Origin of the sequence: uncultured Jannaschia sp. (assembly GCF_947503795.1) — a bacterium.
Classification (GTDB): Bacteria; Pseudomonadota; Alphaproteobacteria; order Rhodobacterales; family Rhodobacteraceae; genus Jannaschia.
In genome coordinates this window covers 483,378-498,435 of sequence record NZ_CANNEZ010000003.1, presented here as the reverse complement: position 1 = coordinate 498,435, position 15,058 = coordinate 483,378, and the positions used below count along the sequence as shown (strand labels likewise).

The following is a 15,058-nucleotide window of genomic DNA, read 5'->3' as shown; positions in this document are numbered from 1 at the left end:
CCTTACGGCGGCGGGGGGGGGGGTGGGGCCTACCCCCCCCCCCCGCCCCCGCCCCCGGCGCCCCCCCCCCCCCCCCCCCGCGGCCCCCCCCGCGGGGGGGGGGGGCCCCCCCCCCCCCCGGGGTCGGACCGCCCTTGGGCGGTCCGACTACCGCGGCCAGCCGCGCAGCCAGTCCAGGGTCGCACCGGTGTCGCCGCCGGGTTTGTACTCGGCCCCGAATGGCCCGCCCCAGTCCAGCGCGGGCAGGAGACGGTCATAGGCGATCTCGCCCTCGTCCGGGCGGCCGCGTGCGGGTACGCCCGCGAACTGGACATGGCCCACGACATCCCGAACCTCGCCGAAGCGGCGGGTCAGGTCGCCCTCCATGATCTGCACATGATAGCAGTCGAACATCAGCTTCAGGTTCGCTTTCGCCAGCGCGTCGATCAGAACGACCGCCTGCCCCGTCGTCGTCAGGAAGTAGCCCGGCGCGTCGTGGCGGTTCAGCGGCTCGATCAGGATCGTCAGATCGGGGGCCGCGTCACAGGCATAGGCGAGCGTTTCGCGAAAGGTCGCGTCCGCCGCCCGACCCTCGGCGAACCCGGCCATCGCGTGGACCGCGCCCGCGCCGATCTCCCGCGCGTAAGTGACAGCCTCGTCGATAGCCGCCTTGGCCTCCGCCTCGCGACCCGGAAGCGCGCCCAGCCCGTTCGTCGTCCCGTTCCGCGTGTTCAGCCCCAGGCAAGGCAGCCCCGTCTCCTCGAGTGCCGCGCGGGTCTCGGCGGCGGGCGTATCATAGGGCCAATGCAGCTCGACCGCGTCGAACCCCGCGGCCTTGGCCGCCCGGATCGCGTCCGGCAGCGTGAGATCGGTCCAGAGAAATCCCAGATTGGCCGAAAACCTCATGCGTCCCACTCCACTTCGAACTTGGTCACGACGTCGCGCACCTGGTCGTCATCGAGGCCCCGTGGCCCCATCCCGCGCGTCAGGAGGGCCAGCTTCGCCGTCGCCTCCAACTCCTCGATGGCGTTGCAGGCGGCCTCGATGTCGCGGCCCGCAACCACCGGTCCGTGATTGGCCAGCATCACCGCCGACCGCTTGCCCGCCAGCCCCCGCACCGCATCGCCCATCGCCGGATCGCCCGGCATGAAGAACGGCAACAGCTCGACGCGCCCCAGCTGCATGATGCCATAGGGCGTCAGCGGCGGCAGGAACGGCTCGCCCGGCTCGGCTAACATCGACAGCGCGACGGAGTGACAGGAATGCAGATGCACGACCGCCCCGGCGGTGCTTCGCGTGTCGTAGAAGGCCGAATGGAGCGGCATTTCCTTGGTCGGGCGGTCGCCGCCGACATGGGCGCCGCCCGCATCGAAGCGCGCGAGGCGCCCCGGATCGAGCCGCCCGAAGCTGGTCCCGGTGGGCGAGACGAGAAGCCCGCCATCCTCGGTCCGGGCCGAGATATTGCCGGTCGACCCGTGGGTCAGTCCCCGGTCATAAAGCGACCGGGCCAGCATGCAGATCGTCTCGCGCAGGCGCGCCTCGGCGCTCATGGCAGATCGAGCCCGGCCTGGCGCGCATACACCTTGGCGACCGCGGCGTCGTCCTCGTCCGAGAGGCCCAGCGCCGCCGCGTCACGGAACCGCGAGAGCGCGGTCTCCGTCAGCGGCATCTCGATCCCCGCCGCCGCCGCGATCTCGCCTACGATCCCGAGATCCTTCAGCCAGATCGGCACCGCCGAGCGGGGGGTGTAGTCGCCGTCCCGGATATGCGGGCCGCGGTTTTCGAGCATCCAGGACGTGCCCGCGCAGGACGGGATCACCTCCATGAACTGGGCCGGACTGACCCCTTGCGTCATGCCGAAGACCATCGCCTCGGCCATGGCGGCGATATGCGTCCCCGCCAGCATCTGGTTGACCGCCTTCATGGCCGATCCGGCACCGGCCTCGCCCAGCTCGAACACCGTCTCGGCCATTGCGTCGAGCGCGGGCCGCGCGGCGGCGAAGGCCGGCGCACTGCCCGAGGCCATGATCGAGAGTTGCCCGGTCGCCGCCTTGGCGGCCCCGCCCGAGATCGGCGCGTCGAGATAGTGCAGTCCAATCGCAGAACAGCGCTCCGCCATGTCGCGGGCGAAGGCCGGCGGGACCGTGGCGCAGGCGATCACGACCGCCCCCTCGGCCAGCGAGTCCGCGATGCCCGACGTCCCGAAGAGCACCTCCTCGGTCTGTGCCGCGTTCAGCACCACAAGGACGGCCGTCGACATCGCATCGGGCGCGAGCGGCGTCCCCCCGTCGAGCGTCACGCCCGGCCGCACGTCATGGCCCGCGACGCGGTGCCCGGCGCGCAGCAGCGACTGCGCCATCCCCATTCCCATGGAGCCGAGGCCCCAGATCCCGATATCAGCCATGCGCGATCGCCCTCCGGAAGGCGGGGCGTGCCCGCATCGTGTTCATATGCGCCCGCAATGCGTCGGGCAGGTCGAACTTGAGGCCCGCCGCCCAGCCGCAGCAATGCGCCAAGAGAATGTCGGGGATCACGGGCTCCTCGCCCATCAGGTACGGCCCGTCGCCCAGAAGGTCGGCCATGACGGCGCCGTAGCGCCCGAACTGCCAGCGCAGGCTGTCCTTCACGGCCGGCACGCGCTGATCCTCGGGCAGGATGAAGCTGTGCTTGGCATAGGCCCAGAGCACGGCGTCGAAGGTCTCGTTGATCGTGTTGGTCAGGGCATCCTGCCGCCCGCGTTCGTAGCTGCCCGCCGGATGCGTGAAGCGGCCCGCGCGGTCGGCGAGCATCGTCATCATCGCGACGGAATCGAACAGCAGCCCGTCATCGGTCTCGAGCACCGGGATCTTGCCCAACGGCGAGACCGCGAAGGCTTCGGGCGACCGGGGGTCCGTTCCGACGAAATCGAAGGTCTCGCCCAGTTCCTCCAGAAGCCAGAGCGGGCGCATCGCCCGGCTCTTCACCTGCCCGTACAATCGATACATCGCGATCCTCCCCGCCCCTGAACCGGGAACCTAGGGCAAAGGTCAGGTCCGCGCCATCATCGCAAGCCGGATCAGGGCCCGCTCCATCACCGCGAGGGCCGGCGCGCGCGAGGCGGACCGCAGCGTCAGGTCGGTCTCCATCAGCAGCGCAAGCGCCGTCTCGAGCCGGGCCGCCCCCCAGGCGCGGACCTGCCGGTCCATCGCGTCACGGCGCGGCCCGAAGACCGGCGGGCGCAGGTTGCCCACGCCGCCGCCGACCGCCGCCGCATGCAGTTGCTGAAAATGCCGGGTGGCGAAGATCACCAACGTCACCGCTGCGACCCCCTGCCCGCCGAGGCGCTGCATCAGCGGGCCGATCGCGCCCGCGCGCCCGTCCGCGGCGGCGGCGATCACCTCGTCGGTCTCGGCGTCGATTGTGGCGGGCGCCATCAGACCGACCGCTTCGCAGCCGACGGTCTCGCCCCCGGCATAGAGCGCGAGCTTCGTCAGCGTCTGGCGGAAGTCGCCGGGATCGAGCGCCAGCGCCAGCGCGTCGATATCGCGCCGCGCGTCCGCGTCGAGCGTGAGGCCCTCGGCGGCGATGGCGGCCTCGATCTCCTCGCGCGACATCGGATCGTCATAGAGCCCGACCGCCACCGACTTGGCATGCCCCTCGAACGCTTTCCGCAACTTCGAGGTCTTCTTCAGCGCCCCGCCGGTCACGACCAGCGCGGCATCGCCCGCCGCCCAGTCCGCCAATGCCGCGATCACCGGTGCGGCCTGCACCTCGGTGACGCTGTCGACGAAGACGACGCGCGGGCCCGGAAAGAAACCCACGGCCTTCAGCGCGTCGGTCACGGCGGTGGGATCGGCCTTGGCCTCGGCCCCCGACATGCGGGTCAGGCGCATTTCCTCGTCAGCGGTCGGACCCGCGAGATTGGCGATCAGCTCCTGCCGCTTCAACGCGACCCGCATGGCGTCGCCGCCATAGATCAAAGCGCCCGCCGTGGTGGGATCGGGCGTCGTGAAGAAGCGCGTGGCCTGCGCGCCCCGCAGGTTCACGGGGTCGCGGGCAGCGGCGCCTCGGCCAGAAGCCGCGCCACCACCTTGTCGGCCAGGATCACCGCCAGCCGCCGCTCGGCATCGCGTTCGGAGGCGAGGGTCGAAATGGTCGATCCGCTGGCGGAATAGGCGGTGAAGCTGCGTTCCGTCCCCTGCAGCAACACCACGTCCGAGCCGGTGGGAGACAGCGTCCAGCGCAGCGCGCCTTCGAGGTTGAACCGCGTGATATTGTTCGACCCGTCGATGGCCAGCGCGACCTCCTCGGCGGTGAAGACATAGTCGAGGGTCCAGCGCGGCGCATCCGGCAGCCCCAGCCGTTCCTCGAACTGGCGCACGAAGGCGAAGGCGAAATCGGTATCGGGCTCGGTCGCGAGGATCGCGCCGCGCAGGGCCGTGCCGCCCCCCGCCGGCCCATAGACCGCCGTGAAGCCGCAACCCGACAGCAGGGCGCCGAGCGATGCGGCGAAGATGGCGCGCCTAGACCACGACATTGACGATCCGTCCCGGCACAACGATCAGCTTTTTCGGCACCGCGCCGTCGAGCATACGACGCACCGCCTCATCCTCCAGCACCAGCGCCTCAATGGCGTCCTTGGCCATGTCCTTGGGCACGACGACCTCGGACCGCTTCTTGCCGTTGACCTGGATCGGCAGCGTCACCGTGTCGTCGACCAGAAGCGCCGGGTCCGCGACCGGCCATTCGGCCTCGATCACGAAGCCCTCGCCACCCGCCATGCGCCAGACCTCATCGGCCAGGTGCGGCGTCATCGGGGCCATCAACTGCGCCAGCACCCGCATCGCCGTGCGCCGCGCCTCGGCACCCGCATCCGAGCGGTTCAGCGTGTTTGTGAACTCGTAGAGCTTGGCGACCGACTTGTTGAACGCGAAGCCGTCGATCCCCTCGGTCACCTCCTGGATCGCCCTCGCGGTCGCGCGGTGCAGATCGGCATCCGCGGGACCGCTCGGCCGATCGGCGCGCGCGATGTCCTCGGCCAGCCGATGCACCCGGCGCAGATGCTTGTGTACCGCCTCGGCGCCCTCGGGCGTCCATTCGAAATCACGTTCCGGCGGGCTGTCGGACAAGACGAACCAGCGGGCCGTGTCGGCGCCGTATTGCGCGATGATGTCCATCGGATCGACGACGTTCTTCTTCGACTTGGACATCTTGATCGCGGGCAGGATCTCGATGGGCTCGCCGGTTTCTCGGAGCGTCTTCGTCTTGAGGTCGACTTCCTCCGGAAAGTGGTACGTTTTGAAGCGCGCAGTCTCCGATGGGTCAGGCGGCCCCGAGGAAGGAATGCCGTCTCCCGTGGCCTTTCCGACAATCTTGTACGGCTGGTAACTCACATAGGCCGGATGGGTGACCATCCCTTGCGTGAAGAGCGCGTCGAACGGCTCTTCGGTGCCCTGCGGCAGGTGCCCGGTCCGGACCATCGCGCGAGCGAAGAAGCGGCTGTAGAGGAGGTGCAGGATCGCGTGCTCGACCCCGCCGATATACTGGTCGACATTCATCCAGTAGGCGACGTCTTCGGCGACGGTCGGCGTATCGGCGCGGGGCGCGGTGAAGCGCGCGTAGTACCACGAGGAATCCACGAAGGTGTCCATCGTGTCGGTCTCGCGCTTCGCCGCCGCGCCACAGGACGGGCAGGCCACGTCGCGCCATGTCGGATGGCGGTCGAGCGGATTGCCGGGCACATCGAAGCTGACATCATCGGGTAGCTCGACGGGCAGGTTCTCTTTCTTTTCGGGCACCACGCCGCAGGTGTCGCAATGCACCACCGGGATCGGACAGCCCCAATAGCGCTGACGGCTCAGGCCCCAGTCGCGCAGGCGATATTGGACGCGGCCACGCCCGATCCCCTGCGCCTCGGCCCAGTCGATGGTTGCGTCGATGGCCTCCTGGCCGGTGGCGACATCGATACCAGCGGGCTGATCGATCCAGCGCACCGCCTCGGTCTTGGGCGGCACAAAGGCCTCGTCCGCGACGGGCGACCCGTCATCGAGCGCCACGAAGGTGTCGATCACGGCCAGATCGTATTTCCGCGCGAAGTCCAGATCGCGCTGATCGTGCGCGGGGCACCCGAAGATCGCGCCGGTGCCGTAATCCATCAGAACGAAATTCGCGACCCAGACGGGAAGCATTCCACCCAACGGGTTCTCGACGGTGAGGCCGGTGTCGTAGCCGCGCTTTTCGGCCTTTTCCAATGCCTCCTCGGTCGTTCCGCCCCGACGGACATCCACGGCGAAGGCCGCCAGATCGGCATCGTCGGCCGCCAGCGCGCGGGCCAGCGGATGCTCGGGCGCGATGGCGATGAAGGACGCGCCGCGCAGCGTGTCGGGCCGCGTGGTGTAGATTTCGATCCCGTCATGGCCATGCGCGGGCACGGACAGCGCGAAGGTCATCTCGAGTCCGCGCGACTTGCCGATCCAGTTCTCCTGCATCAGCCGCACCTTGTCGGGCCAGTCCTGCAGCCGGTCCAGCCCGGCCAGCAGGTCCTCGGCCATCGACGAAATCGCGAAGGCCCATTGCGTCAGCTCCTTGCGCTCGACCTCGGCGCCCGAGCGCCATCCCTTGCCGTCGATCACCTGCTCGTTGGCCAGGACCGTCATGTCGACCGGGTCCCAGTTCACGACCGCGGGCTTGCGATAGACCAGCCCTGCGTCGAGCATGTCGAGGAACAGCGCTTGCTGCTGGCCGTAATACTCGGGATCGCAGGTCGCGAACTCGCGGCTCCAGTCGATCGAGAGGCCCAGCGGCTTCATCTGACCGCGCATCACGTCGATATTGTCGTAGGTCCAGGTCTTCGGATGCCCGCCCGACGCCATCGCGGCATTCTCTGCCGGCATCCCGAAGGCGTCCCAGCCCATCGGATGCAGCACGCTGAAGCCGCGCGCGGCCTTGTAGCGCGCCACGACGTCGCCCATCGCGTAGTTGCGGACGTGCCCGATATGGATGCGCCCCGACGGATAGGGGAACATCTCGAGCACGTAGTATTTCGGCTTGTCGCTCCGGGTGGCGCGGAACAGGTCGGCCTTATCCCAGGCCGCCTGCCACTTCGCCTCGATCTCGGTGCTGTCGTAGCTCATCTCGCATCCCGTCATGCAGGCGCCCGGACCACGCGGGCGCCGGGCGCGGATGTCTGTTCCGTGTCGCGTGCCCGGGTCGCGGGCCGCGCGAGGGGGCCTCAGAGGTTGCTGTCGCGGATGCGCAGCTGCCGGGCCCGGGTCAGGATCGCGTCCTCGATGGCACGCTGGGTCTCGCGATTGACGGTGCCGCCCCGCGTCCGCAGCGCGACGTTCAGGCTGCGCGCGTCGAGCGCGGGGTCCTGCACGTAGACGGTCGCCTGGTAGGCGCGCCCGCCGCCCGGCGGGGTGCCGTAGCCGAACTGGATCACGCCCGAGAACGGATCCGCGTTCTGCACCGGCATGAAGGACAGCACGTCGAGCGACGCGGCCCAGAGGTAACGGTTCACCTCGAGCGTGACGTTCGGGTCGTCCCGGTTGTTGAAGAGGTCGAACACGGACGACTGCTGGGAGGTCACCTGACGCCCCTCGCTCGCACGGTCGGCCGGATTGTCCTGCGCCGCGATCCGCTCGGCGCGGGTCTGGCCGAACAACGTGCCATTGCCGCACCCGGCGAGAACCCCGGCGAGCGTCATGCCCACGACCCAATTTCGCACGGTCTTCGCCCGCATCTGTCGTCCCCTTCGATCTTTCGCGCCCTGCCTACCCCGGATGCGCGTCCTCGGACAAGGTATCCTGCGCCCTTCGGGCCACGCTCCGGGGTCGAGTTTGTTCCAACTTGGGCACCCCTGCCCCCACTGTGGCAGAACCGCACCGGTAAAAGGGCGAAATCCGGCGGGCCTTCAGGGGCTTCCTTGCAGCGCGGGGGCCGATGGTAGAAACGACAACCACGCCCAACGCGATTCCCGTGGTGGGGACGAACGAAATCTAGAGGGAAAACTATGAAAAAAGTTCTCTTTGCATCCACCGCACTGGTCGCCCTGACGGGCGTCGCCGCGGCCGATGTCACCATCTCCGGTAACGCCGAAATGGGTATCCGCGACGCGGGTGGCTTCACCTACGGTCCCGGCACCGCCGTTGCCGCCAACACCGACGTGGGCTTCTTCACCGACATCGACGTGACCTTCACGATGGCCGGCGAAACCGATGGCGGCCTGACCTTCGGTGCCACGATCGACCTCGACGAGTCGAACGACAACGACGCGTTCGGCGACGCCACCCAGGGCGGCGAGACGATCTTCATCTCGGGCGCCTTCGGCACCCTGACCGCCGGTGACACCGACGGTGCCCTTGACTGGGCCCTGCAGGAAGTCAACTTCGCCGCGGGTTCGATCGACGACGCCGAGACGGCCCATACGGGCTTCAACGGCAATGCCGGCCTCGACGGCCTGTATGACGGTCAGATCGTCCGCTACGACTACTCCTTCGGTGACTTCGGGATCGCGGTCTCGGCCGAACTGGACGACACCCAGTATCCGAACGCCGCCAGCGCCGACATCGTCGACACCGACGACGTGTTCGGTCTTGGTATGACCTACCAGCTCGACTTCGGCGGTGCCGAGCTCGGCCTGGGCGCTGGTTTCCAGACGGCTTCGGTCAACCTGGGCGCGGGCGACATCGACCTCGACACCTACGGCCTCTCGATCAACTCGAGCTTCGCCGGCGGTTGGCAGGCTGGCCTGTCGTACATGTCCTACGAGAACCACTTCCCGTTCGGCGGCACCGCGGCGACGGCTGCTTCGGCTGCGACGACCGGTCTCGATGACGCGCTCGGCGTGCCGGACACCATCGCTGCGACCACGGTCGTCGGCGGTCGCATCCTGACCAACGGCTTCGACACCGATCACATCGGCGTCGGCGTGGGTTACACCACCGGTGCGATCTCGGTTGGCGTCAACTACGGCAAGTACGACCACGACGCTGGTCCGGAAGCCGAAGGCTACGGCATCGCCGCCAACTACGACCTCGGCGGTGGCGCGATCATCCAGCTGGGCTACGGCCACTCGGAAGTTTCCGGCGGCGCCCTCGCCCCGGCGATCAACGTCGACAACGACACCGTCTCCTTCGGTGTGCGCATGAACTTCTGATCCTAACGGATCACAAGTCGGGAAGGGCGGGCCTTGTGCCCGCCCTTCTTCGTTTGGCATGACCGGTCCATCCCTCCGGAGGCCGCACATGTCCCTGCCCCAGATCACCGCCCGCATCGACGCCGCCTGTGCCAAGGCCGACCGCTCGCCCGCCGAAGTGACGCTCATCGCGGTCTCGAAGGTCCAGCCGCCCGAGCGTGTCGAGGCCGTGCTGGCCGCAGGCCATCGATCCTTCGGCGAAAACCGCGTCCAGGAGGCGCAGGGCAAGTGGCCCGCCTGGCTCGACGCTCATCCGGGCACCGAGCTGCATCTTCTCGGGCCGCTCCAATCCAACAAGGTCCGGGCCGCGATGGAGCTCTTTCACGCGATCCATTCGGTCGATCGTCCCAAGATCGCCCGCCGCATCGCCGATATCGCGCAGGACACCGGCACCTGCCCCGCCCTCTTCCTGCAGGTGAACACCGGTGAGGAGGACCAGAAGGCCGGCATCCCCCCGCGCGAGGCCGATGCCTTCATCCGCGACGTGCGCGCCATGGACCTGCCCATCGCGGGACTGATGTGCATCCCCCCCGCCGAGGAGACGCCGTCCCTGCATTTCGCGCTTCTGGCCAAGATCGCCGCGCGCAACGGGGTGGCAGGGCTCAGCATGGGCATGTCCGCCGATTTCGAACAGGCCATCGCGTTGGGCGCGACACATATCCGCGTGGGCAGCGCGATCTTCGGCGACCGGGTTCCGGCCTAGCCTTCGACGATCACCCGCGTTCCGGGCACGACGCGCCGGGCGATCCAAGCCAGGTCCGCCGGGTCGAAGGCGACGCAGCCCTCGGTCGGCGCGCCGGGCCTGCGCCAGCGATGCAGGAAGATGGCGCTGCCCTGCCCCGGCCGGGCCGCGGGCCAGTTCCAATCCGTCAGCAGTACGAGGTCATAGAGCGGATCGGCCCGCCGCAGCCGTTCGGCAGACCGCGCGAACGGCGCGCGCACCGGCCGATTGTAGGCCGGATGCCCCGCATCGTCGCACCAGAGGTCGCGCGGCCCGATCGGCACCGCCCAACCCGCGGGCCGCGCCATCCGGTCGGCGCGCCAGAGCATCCCGACGATGCGATGCACACCTGCGGGCGTCGCCCCGTCGCCTTCGCGCTTGTCGGCGCGGATCCCGCCTCGCCCCAGGGAACAGGGAAACGTCACGCCCGCGAACCGGACCCCTCCAGGCCGCACCACCAGATCGGCGGGCCCGATCATCCTCTGGCCCGAAATACCTCCGTCGGAGACCGCCGCCGCGGGGGGCTCGATGCCCCCTGCGGCGGCCCGCCGGGCGGGCCATCCGCGATGGCGCGCAACGCTCATTCCAGGTGTCCGGATTTCGCGCGCTTCACATCGAGGTAACCCGCGTTCTCGGCCCGGCGTCCGACCCGAAGCGGCACGCGTTCCACGACCTCGATCCCCTCTGCACGCAGCACGTCGATCTTGCGCGGATTATTCGTCATCAGCCGGATCCGCGCGACGCCCATCTGCCGCAGCAGCCCCGCCCCCAGGCGCAGATCGCGCTCGTCATCCTCGAAGCCCAACCGGTGATTGGCCTCAACCGTGTCGAAGCCCTGGTCCTGCAGGTCGTAGGCGCGCATCTTGTTGGCCAGCCCGATGCCCCGCCCTTCCTGTTGAAGATAGAGCAGAATTCCACTCTCGCGCGCGATCGCCTCCAGCGCGGCATGGAGCTGCGGGCCGCAATCGCACTTGACCGAGCCCAGCACGTCGCCGGTGAAGCAGGCCGAATGCAGACGCACGAGGACCGGGGCGGCGCGGTCGACCTGGCCGATCTCGACCGCCGAATGCTCGGTGCCGCCGCCCCGCTCGCGGAAGACATGGACGCGTCCCGCCCGATGAACTTCAAGCGGAACGCGCGCCGCCGCGACGGCGCGGGGGGCCGGGTCATGGCCGATGACCGCACCCACGGACAGGACGGTGATCCCCTCGGGCGGGGGCATCTCGACTCCCACGACCGCGGGCAGAAGTTCGGCCCCCTTGGCCAAACGCAAGCCGTCGCGCCAAGGGCCTGCCGCGTCGTCCCGACGGGTGACGAGCGGCCCCTTCATCGGCGCGTGAAGGTCGCGCGCCGGGTCGGCCACCGCCCGCAGCCACGCGGCATCCGCGCCCGGCGGCACCGAGATCCGTGCCAGGTCGCCGTCATAGGCCCGCGCCCGAAGCGTCTCGGCCCGCCGCGCGGTCACGGCCAGGACGAGCGGGCCCGCCGCGGCCATCGCCGCCAACCGCTCGCCCGACAGGGTCTCGACCGAGGCCAAGACCACGCCACCGATGGCCACCGGAAGGCCGACCCGCAGGTCTGCGCGCGCGCGGGCGGCCAGTTCGGACGGGGTCGGGAGCAACATCGCGCGGCGGATCCTGTAACAAATCGCGCGGAGCGGCCCGCGCGGCCATCCACATATGAAACAATTCCGCGCTTGGCGACACGTCGGCGTGAGCGGCGCGTGAGATGCGCGCGCGGACCCTTGGCGCAGGCGACCGTCGCGGGCAGGTTCGGCCCAACAGATGGAGGCGAACGATGGCGAACCTGAAGAAGATCCTGCTGGTGGACGACGATGATGACCTGCGCGACGCGCTGGCCGAGCAACTGGTGATGACCGAGGATTTCGACGTCTTCGAAGCCGACTCGGGCGCCACCGGCATGTCGCGCGCCAAGGAACAGCCCTACGACCTCGTCGTGCTCGATGTCGGCCTGCCCGACACCGATGGGCGCGAGCTCTGCCGCCTGATGCGCAAATCCGGCGTCAAATGCCCCGTCGTGATGCTGACCGGCCATGACAGCGACGCGGACACCATCCTGGGCCTCGACGCGGGCGCCAACGACTACGTGACCAAACCGTTCAAGTTTCCCGTTCTTCTGGCCCGCATCCGCGCCCAGCTTCGCACCCACGAGCAGTCCGAGGACGCGATCTTCACGCTGGGGCCGTACACGTTCAAGCCCGCTCAGAAGATGCTGGTGACCGAGGACGACAAGAAGATCCGCCTGACCGAGAAGGAGACGAATATCCTCAAGTTCCTCTACCGTTCGGGCGACGGCACGGTGGCCCGCGACGTGCTCCTGCACGAGGTCTGGGGCTACAATGCCGGGGTGACCACCCACACGCTCGAAACCCATATCTACCGGTTGCGCCAGAAGATCGAACCGGACCCCTCGAACGCCCGTCTGCTGGTCACCGAAAGCGGTGGATACCGGCTGATGGCCTGACTTGTCCCCCGTGTCGCCGCGGACACAACCCCGCGGCGATCGGGCAATTCAGCTAAATTAACCTTACGTTAACCCGATCCCGGTTCTAACGTTAAGACATGCCGGACGCGTCCCCGGTACGTGACTAGGGCGCACCTCCCTGTTGGACTCGGCCGGACCTTCGTGTCCGGCCTATTTTTTTCGTCGCCCCGACCGCTTGGCCAGGCCGAATATGGCGGGCGACGTGCGCAGCAGGCCTTCGACGCGACCGCGACCCGCGCGCGGCACCGCGTCGCGCCGCCACATCTGCAGGGCGGTCAGCACCGCCATCAGTCCATGCACCGCACTCGTGTAGCCGAAGAGCGCCTGCGGCCCGAACGCCTCGATCAGGACGGCGGCCCCGAGCGGGCCCGCGATTGCACCGACCGAATAGAAGAAGATCAGTCCCGCCGAGATCGCCACGAAATCCGATGCGGGACCCGCCCGGTCGTTCGCATGCGCCGCCGCCAGCGAATAGAGCGGCAGCGCGAAGGCGCCGAAGGCGAAGGCACCCGCATAGACCGCCACCGGCGACGAGACCGTGTTCAGCACCAGCCCCGCCCCGACTGCGCCGCAGGTCGCCACGAGAAGCGCCAACCGTCGGTCGACGCGGTCCGACAGCAGGCCCAGCGGCAGTTGTAGCACCGCGCCACCCGCGATCCCGGCATTCATGAAGAGCGCGACCTGTCCGGCATCGAACCCCAGCTCGATCCCGTAAAGCGGCCCGATCATGCGGAACGCGCTCGTCGTCAGCCCGATCGACAGGGCCCCAAGCGCGGCCACCCGCGACAGCCGCCAGAGTCCGGCTGGATCGAAGCGGAAGGCCTGCGGCGGCGTCGGGCGCGACGTGTTCGACAGCGCCACCGGCAGGAGCGACAGGCCGAAGAGGATCGCCGTCACCGCGAAGATCTCGAACCCGGCCACGCCGAAGATCGGCAGGAGGAACTGGCCGCCCGTCACCGCGCTCAGGTCGACGATGCGGTAGATCGACAGGACGCGGCCGCGCTCGCCCGGACCGGCCGACTGGTTGAGCCAGCTTTCGATGACGACGAACAATCCCGAGAAGCAGAACCCCATGACGAAGCGCACCGCGCCCCAGACCCACGGGTCGACCGCCAGCACGAGGAGGAGCGTGCCGACCCCCGCGACCGAGGCCAGCGCGGCGAAGACCCGCACATGGCCCACGGCGCGGATCATGGCCGGCGCGGCAAAGCAGGCGGCAAGGAACCCGGAGAAATAGATCGCGCCGATCAGGCCGATCGTCAGCGTCGAGAACCCGGCTTCGGAGGCGCGCAGCGCCACGAGGGTGCCCTGCAGCCCGTTGCCCGCCAGAAGGAGCGCCGCCGCAAGCAGCAGCGGCACCAGCGCCCTGAGATCGGTGGTTACGCCGGATCCCGATCCGGCAGGCGCAGCACCAAGAGCGCTGCGAGGCCCAGAACCGCGATGACCCCCGCCCCGGCGAGATACGGCACGCGCAGCGCCGCCTCTCGCCCCAGTGACGGCTCGAGCCATGCGACGGCGGCCCCGCCGGCCAACGCGCCCAGCGGCATCATGCCCCAGCCGAAGAAGCGGTAGACGCTGTTGACGCGGCCCAGCAGGTCGTCGGGGATCGTCCGCTGCCGGTAGCTGACGGTGACGACGTTCCAGAGCATCCCGCCCAGCGCCTCGGAGAATAGCGCCAGCGCCACCAGCCACGCGGCATCGGCCAGACCGATCAGCGCGTAGGCCAGCGTGAAGATCACCATCGCCACGCGCAGGCTTCGCGTCCCGCCCAGACGACGGGCCAGGCGGGGCGCGCCGAGGCCGCCGATGACACCCCCGACGGCACCCGCCGTCAGCAGGAGGCCATGCCCCAGCGCCCCGAGCCCGAGGACGTCCTGACTGAAGAGAACGAGCATCGTCAGGGACGCCATCGCCACCGCGTTGATGAGGCCCAGCATGATCGCCAGGCGCCAGATCACGACATGGCCCCAGATCCACGCAAGGCCGGCCTTCAGCTCGCGCCAGAACCCGGTCCGGGGCCGTGCGGTGCGCGCCGGGATCACCATCAGCCAGACGAGCGCCGCCGCCCCCGCGAAGGTCAGCGCGTCGAAGGCGAAGGGCACCGGCAGGGCCAGCGCGATCAGGACACCGGCCAGCGGCGGGCCGACGAAATGGCCCATGACCCGCTCCAGCGACCAGATCTGACCGTTCGCCGCCTCGAGATCCGCGGCGTTCACCACGGCGGGCAAGACCGTCTGCGCGGCGTTGTCGCGCAGCACCTCGGCCGCGCCCAGAAGGAATGCCACAGCGCACAGCCCGGCGATCGCCACGCCCTCGGACGCCACGGGGGGCGGGGCCGCGATCACCATGGCCACGATCCCGAAGGTCAGAAGGCAGCGGAACAGGTCGGCCCGGATCATCAGCGCGCGCCGGTCCACCCGGTCGGTCCAGACCCCTGCCGGAAGCACCAGCAGAAGCCACGGCAGGCGCGTCGCAACCGCCGTCAGCGAGATCAGCAGCGGATCGCGCGTGATGAGCGAGGCGAGCCACGGGAAGGCCAGTGCCGAGACCCCGTCGCCCAGGTTCGACAGGCCCGCCGCCGAAATCAGCCAGCGATAATTTCGATTGTCGCGGATCAGGGACAGGGACATCGGACAGCTCCTTGCGCTACCCTTCCGTCCGGTACGTCGAGGAGTAAA

The 15,058-nt window shown here is 69.2% G+C and carries 15 protein-coding genes; 3 read left to right on the top strand and 12 right to left on the bottom strand.

The window, feature by feature from the left end:
- Window positions 1-147: 147 nt before the first annotated feature.
- The 8 genes from Q0833_RS17855 to Q0833_RS17820 all read right to left on the bottom strand — a co-directional run bounded on the left by Q0833_RS17855 (window position 148) and on the right by Q0833_RS17820 (window position 7,699).
- A complete protein-coding gene (locus Q0833_RS17855) occupies window positions 148-885 on the bottom strand; it encodes a TIM barrel protein (RefSeq protein WP_298438332.1) in 738 nt (245 codons plus the stop codon).
- Entirely contained in the window at window positions 882-1,529 is a 648-nt protein-coding gene (locus Q0833_RS17850) for an aldolase (RefSeq protein ID WP_298438329.1), read from the bottom strand. Before Q0833_RS17850 ends, Q0833_RS17855 begins: the two co-directional genes overlap by 4 nt.
- Window positions 1,526-2,383, bottom strand: a complete 858-nt coding sequence (gene ltnD, locus Q0833_RS17845) for an L-threonate dehydrogenase (RefSeq protein ID WP_298438326.1) — start codon at window positions 2,381-2,383, stop codon at window positions 1,526-1,528. The genes Q0833_RS17850 and ltnD overlap by 4 nt, the downstream gene beginning before the upstream one ends.
- Window positions 2,376-2,963, bottom strand: a complete 588-nt coding sequence (locus Q0833_RS17840) for a glutathione S-transferase family protein (RefSeq protein WP_298438323.1) — start codon at window positions 2,961-2,963, stop codon at window positions 2,376-2,378. The genes ltnD and Q0833_RS17840 overlap by 8 nt, the downstream gene beginning before the upstream one ends.
- A gap of 42 nt (window positions 2,964-3,005) precedes the next feature.
- Complete coding sequence (locus Q0833_RS17835; RefSeq protein ID WP_298438320.1) at window positions 3,006-4,004, bottom strand: DNA polymerase III subunit delta; 999 nt, start codon at window positions 4,002-4,004, stop codon at window positions 3,006-3,008.
- Window positions 4,001-4,495 (bottom strand): LPS assembly lipoprotein LptE, encoded by a 495-nt coding sequence (gene lptE / locus Q0833_RS17830; RefSeq protein ID WP_298438317.1) that lies wholly within the window; start codon window positions 4,493-4,495, stop codon window positions 4,001-4,003. The genes Q0833_RS17835 and lptE overlap by 4 nt, the downstream gene beginning before the upstream one ends.
- Window positions 4,482-7,091, bottom strand: coding sequence for a leucine--tRNA ligase (gene leuS, locus Q0833_RS17825; protein ID WP_298438314.1), 2,610 nt, complete (start codon window positions 7,089-7,091; stop codon window positions 4,482-4,484). The genes lptE and leuS overlap by 14 nt, the downstream gene beginning before the upstream one ends.
- Window positions 7,092-7,189: 98 nt before the next feature.
- Window positions 7,190-7,699 carry a DUF3576 domain-containing protein gene (locus Q0833_RS17820; protein ID WP_298438312.1) on the bottom strand — a complete coding sequence of 170 codons (510 nt, stop codon included), beginning with the start codon at window positions 7,697-7,699 and terminating at the stop codon, window positions 7,190-7,192.
- 270 nt (window positions 7,700-7,969) lie between these two features.
- Here Q0833_RS17820 and Q0833_RS17815 point away from each other — a divergent pair, with 270 nt between their 5' ends.
- A complete protein-coding gene (locus Q0833_RS17815) occupies window positions 7,970-9,115 on the top strand; it encodes a porin (RefSeq protein ID WP_298438310.1) in 1,146 nt (381 codons plus the stop codon).
- 88 nt (window positions 9,116-9,203) lie between these two features.
- On the top strand, window positions 9,204-9,857 hold the full coding sequence (locus tag Q0833_RS17810) for a YggS family pyridoxal phosphate-dependent enzyme (RefSeq protein ID WP_298438308.1): 654 nt from the start codon (window positions 9,204-9,206) through the stop codon (window positions 9,855-9,857).
- Here Q0833_RS17810 and Q0833_RS17805 read toward each other — a convergent pair.
- Both Q0833_RS17805 and ribA read right to left on the bottom strand, forming a co-directional pair.
- A complete protein-coding gene (locus Q0833_RS17805; RefSeq protein ID WP_298438383.1) occupies window positions 9,854-10,351 on the bottom strand; it encodes a L,D-transpeptidase family protein in 498 nt (165 codons plus the stop codon). The genes Q0833_RS17810 and Q0833_RS17805 overlap by 4 nt on opposite strands.
- Window positions 10,352-10,455: 104 nt before the next feature.
- Window positions 10,456-11,499 (bottom strand): GTP cyclohydrolase II, encoded by a 1,044-nt coding sequence (ribA, locus tag Q0833_RS17800; RefSeq protein ID WP_298438306.1) that lies wholly within the window; start codon window positions 11,497-11,499, stop codon window positions 10,456-10,458.
- Window positions 11,500-11,672: 173 nt separating this feature from the next.
- Between ribA and Q0833_RS17795 the strand changes: the two genes are divergently transcribed.
- Complete coding sequence (locus tag Q0833_RS17795) at window positions 11,673-12,359, top strand: response regulator transcription factor (protein WP_298438304.1); 687 nt, start codon at window positions 11,673-11,675, stop codon at window positions 12,357-12,359.
- 171 nt (window positions 12,360-12,530) lie between these two features.
- Here the strand turns inward: Q0833_RS17795 and Q0833_RS17790 are convergent, their stop codons facing one another.
- Window positions 12,531-13,739 (bottom strand): MFS transporter, encoded by a 1,209-nt coding sequence (locus Q0833_RS17790; RefSeq protein WP_298438302.1) that lies wholly within the window; start codon window positions 13,737-13,739, stop codon window positions 12,531-12,533.
- Window positions 13,740-13,759: 20 nt separating this feature from the next.
- Window positions 13,760-15,010: an MFS transporter gene (locus Q0833_RS17785; RefSeq protein ID WP_298438299.1), complete on the bottom strand. Its 1,251-nt coding sequence runs from the start codon at window positions 15,008-15,010 to the stop codon at window positions 13,760-13,762.
- Window positions 15,011-15,058 lie beyond the last annotated feature (48 nt).

Bases quoted from the DNA above. Each gene is read 5' to 3' on its own strand.
- leuS (WP_298438314.1), bottom strand. From the start codon at position 7,091: ATGAGCTACGACAGCACCGAGATCGAGGCGAAGTGGCAGGCGGCCTGG.
- Q0833_RS17815 (WP_298438310.1), top strand. From the start codon at position 7,970: ATGAAAAAAGTTCTCTTTGCATCCACCGCACTGGTCGCCCTGACGGGC.
- Q0833_RS17795 (WP_298438304.1), top strand. From the start codon at position 11,673: ATGGCGAACCTGAAGAAGATCCTGCTGGTGGACGACGATGATGACCTG.
- Q0833_RS17840 (WP_298438323.1), bottom strand. From the start codon at position 2,963: ATGTATCGATTGTACGGGCAGGTGAAGAGCCGGGCGATGCGCCCGCTC.
- ribA (WP_298438306.1), bottom strand. From the start codon at position 11,499: ATGTTGCTCCCGACCCCGTCCGAACTGGCCGCCCGCGCGCGCGCAGAC.
- Q0833_RS17855 (WP_298438332.1), bottom strand. From the start codon at position 885: ATGAGGTTTTCGGCCAATCTGGGATTTCTCTGGACCGATCTCACGCTG.
- Q0833_RS17785 (WP_298438299.1), bottom strand. From the start codon at position 15,010: ATGTCCCTGTCCCTGATCCGCGACAATCGAAATTATCGCTGGCTGATT.
- Q0833_RS17820 (WP_298438312.1), bottom strand. From the start codon at position 7,699: ATGCGGGCGAAGACCGTGCGAAATTGGGTCGTGGGCATGACGCTCGCC.
- lptE (WP_298438317.1), bottom strand. From the start codon at position 4,495: ATGTCGTGGTCTAGGCGCGCCATCTTCGCCGCATCGCTCGGCGCCCTG.
- Q0833_RS17850 (WP_298438329.1), bottom strand. From the start codon at position 1,529: ATGAGCGCCGAGGCGCGCCTGCGCGAGACGATCTGCATGCTGGCCCGG.
- Q0833_RS17810 (WP_298438308.1), top strand. From the start codon at position 9,204: ATGTCCCTGCCCCAGATCACCGCCCGCATCGACGCCGCCTGTGCCAAG.
- ltnD (WP_298438326.1), bottom strand. From the start codon at position 2,383: ATGGCTGATATCGGGATCTGGGGCCTCGGCTCCATGGGAATGGGGATG.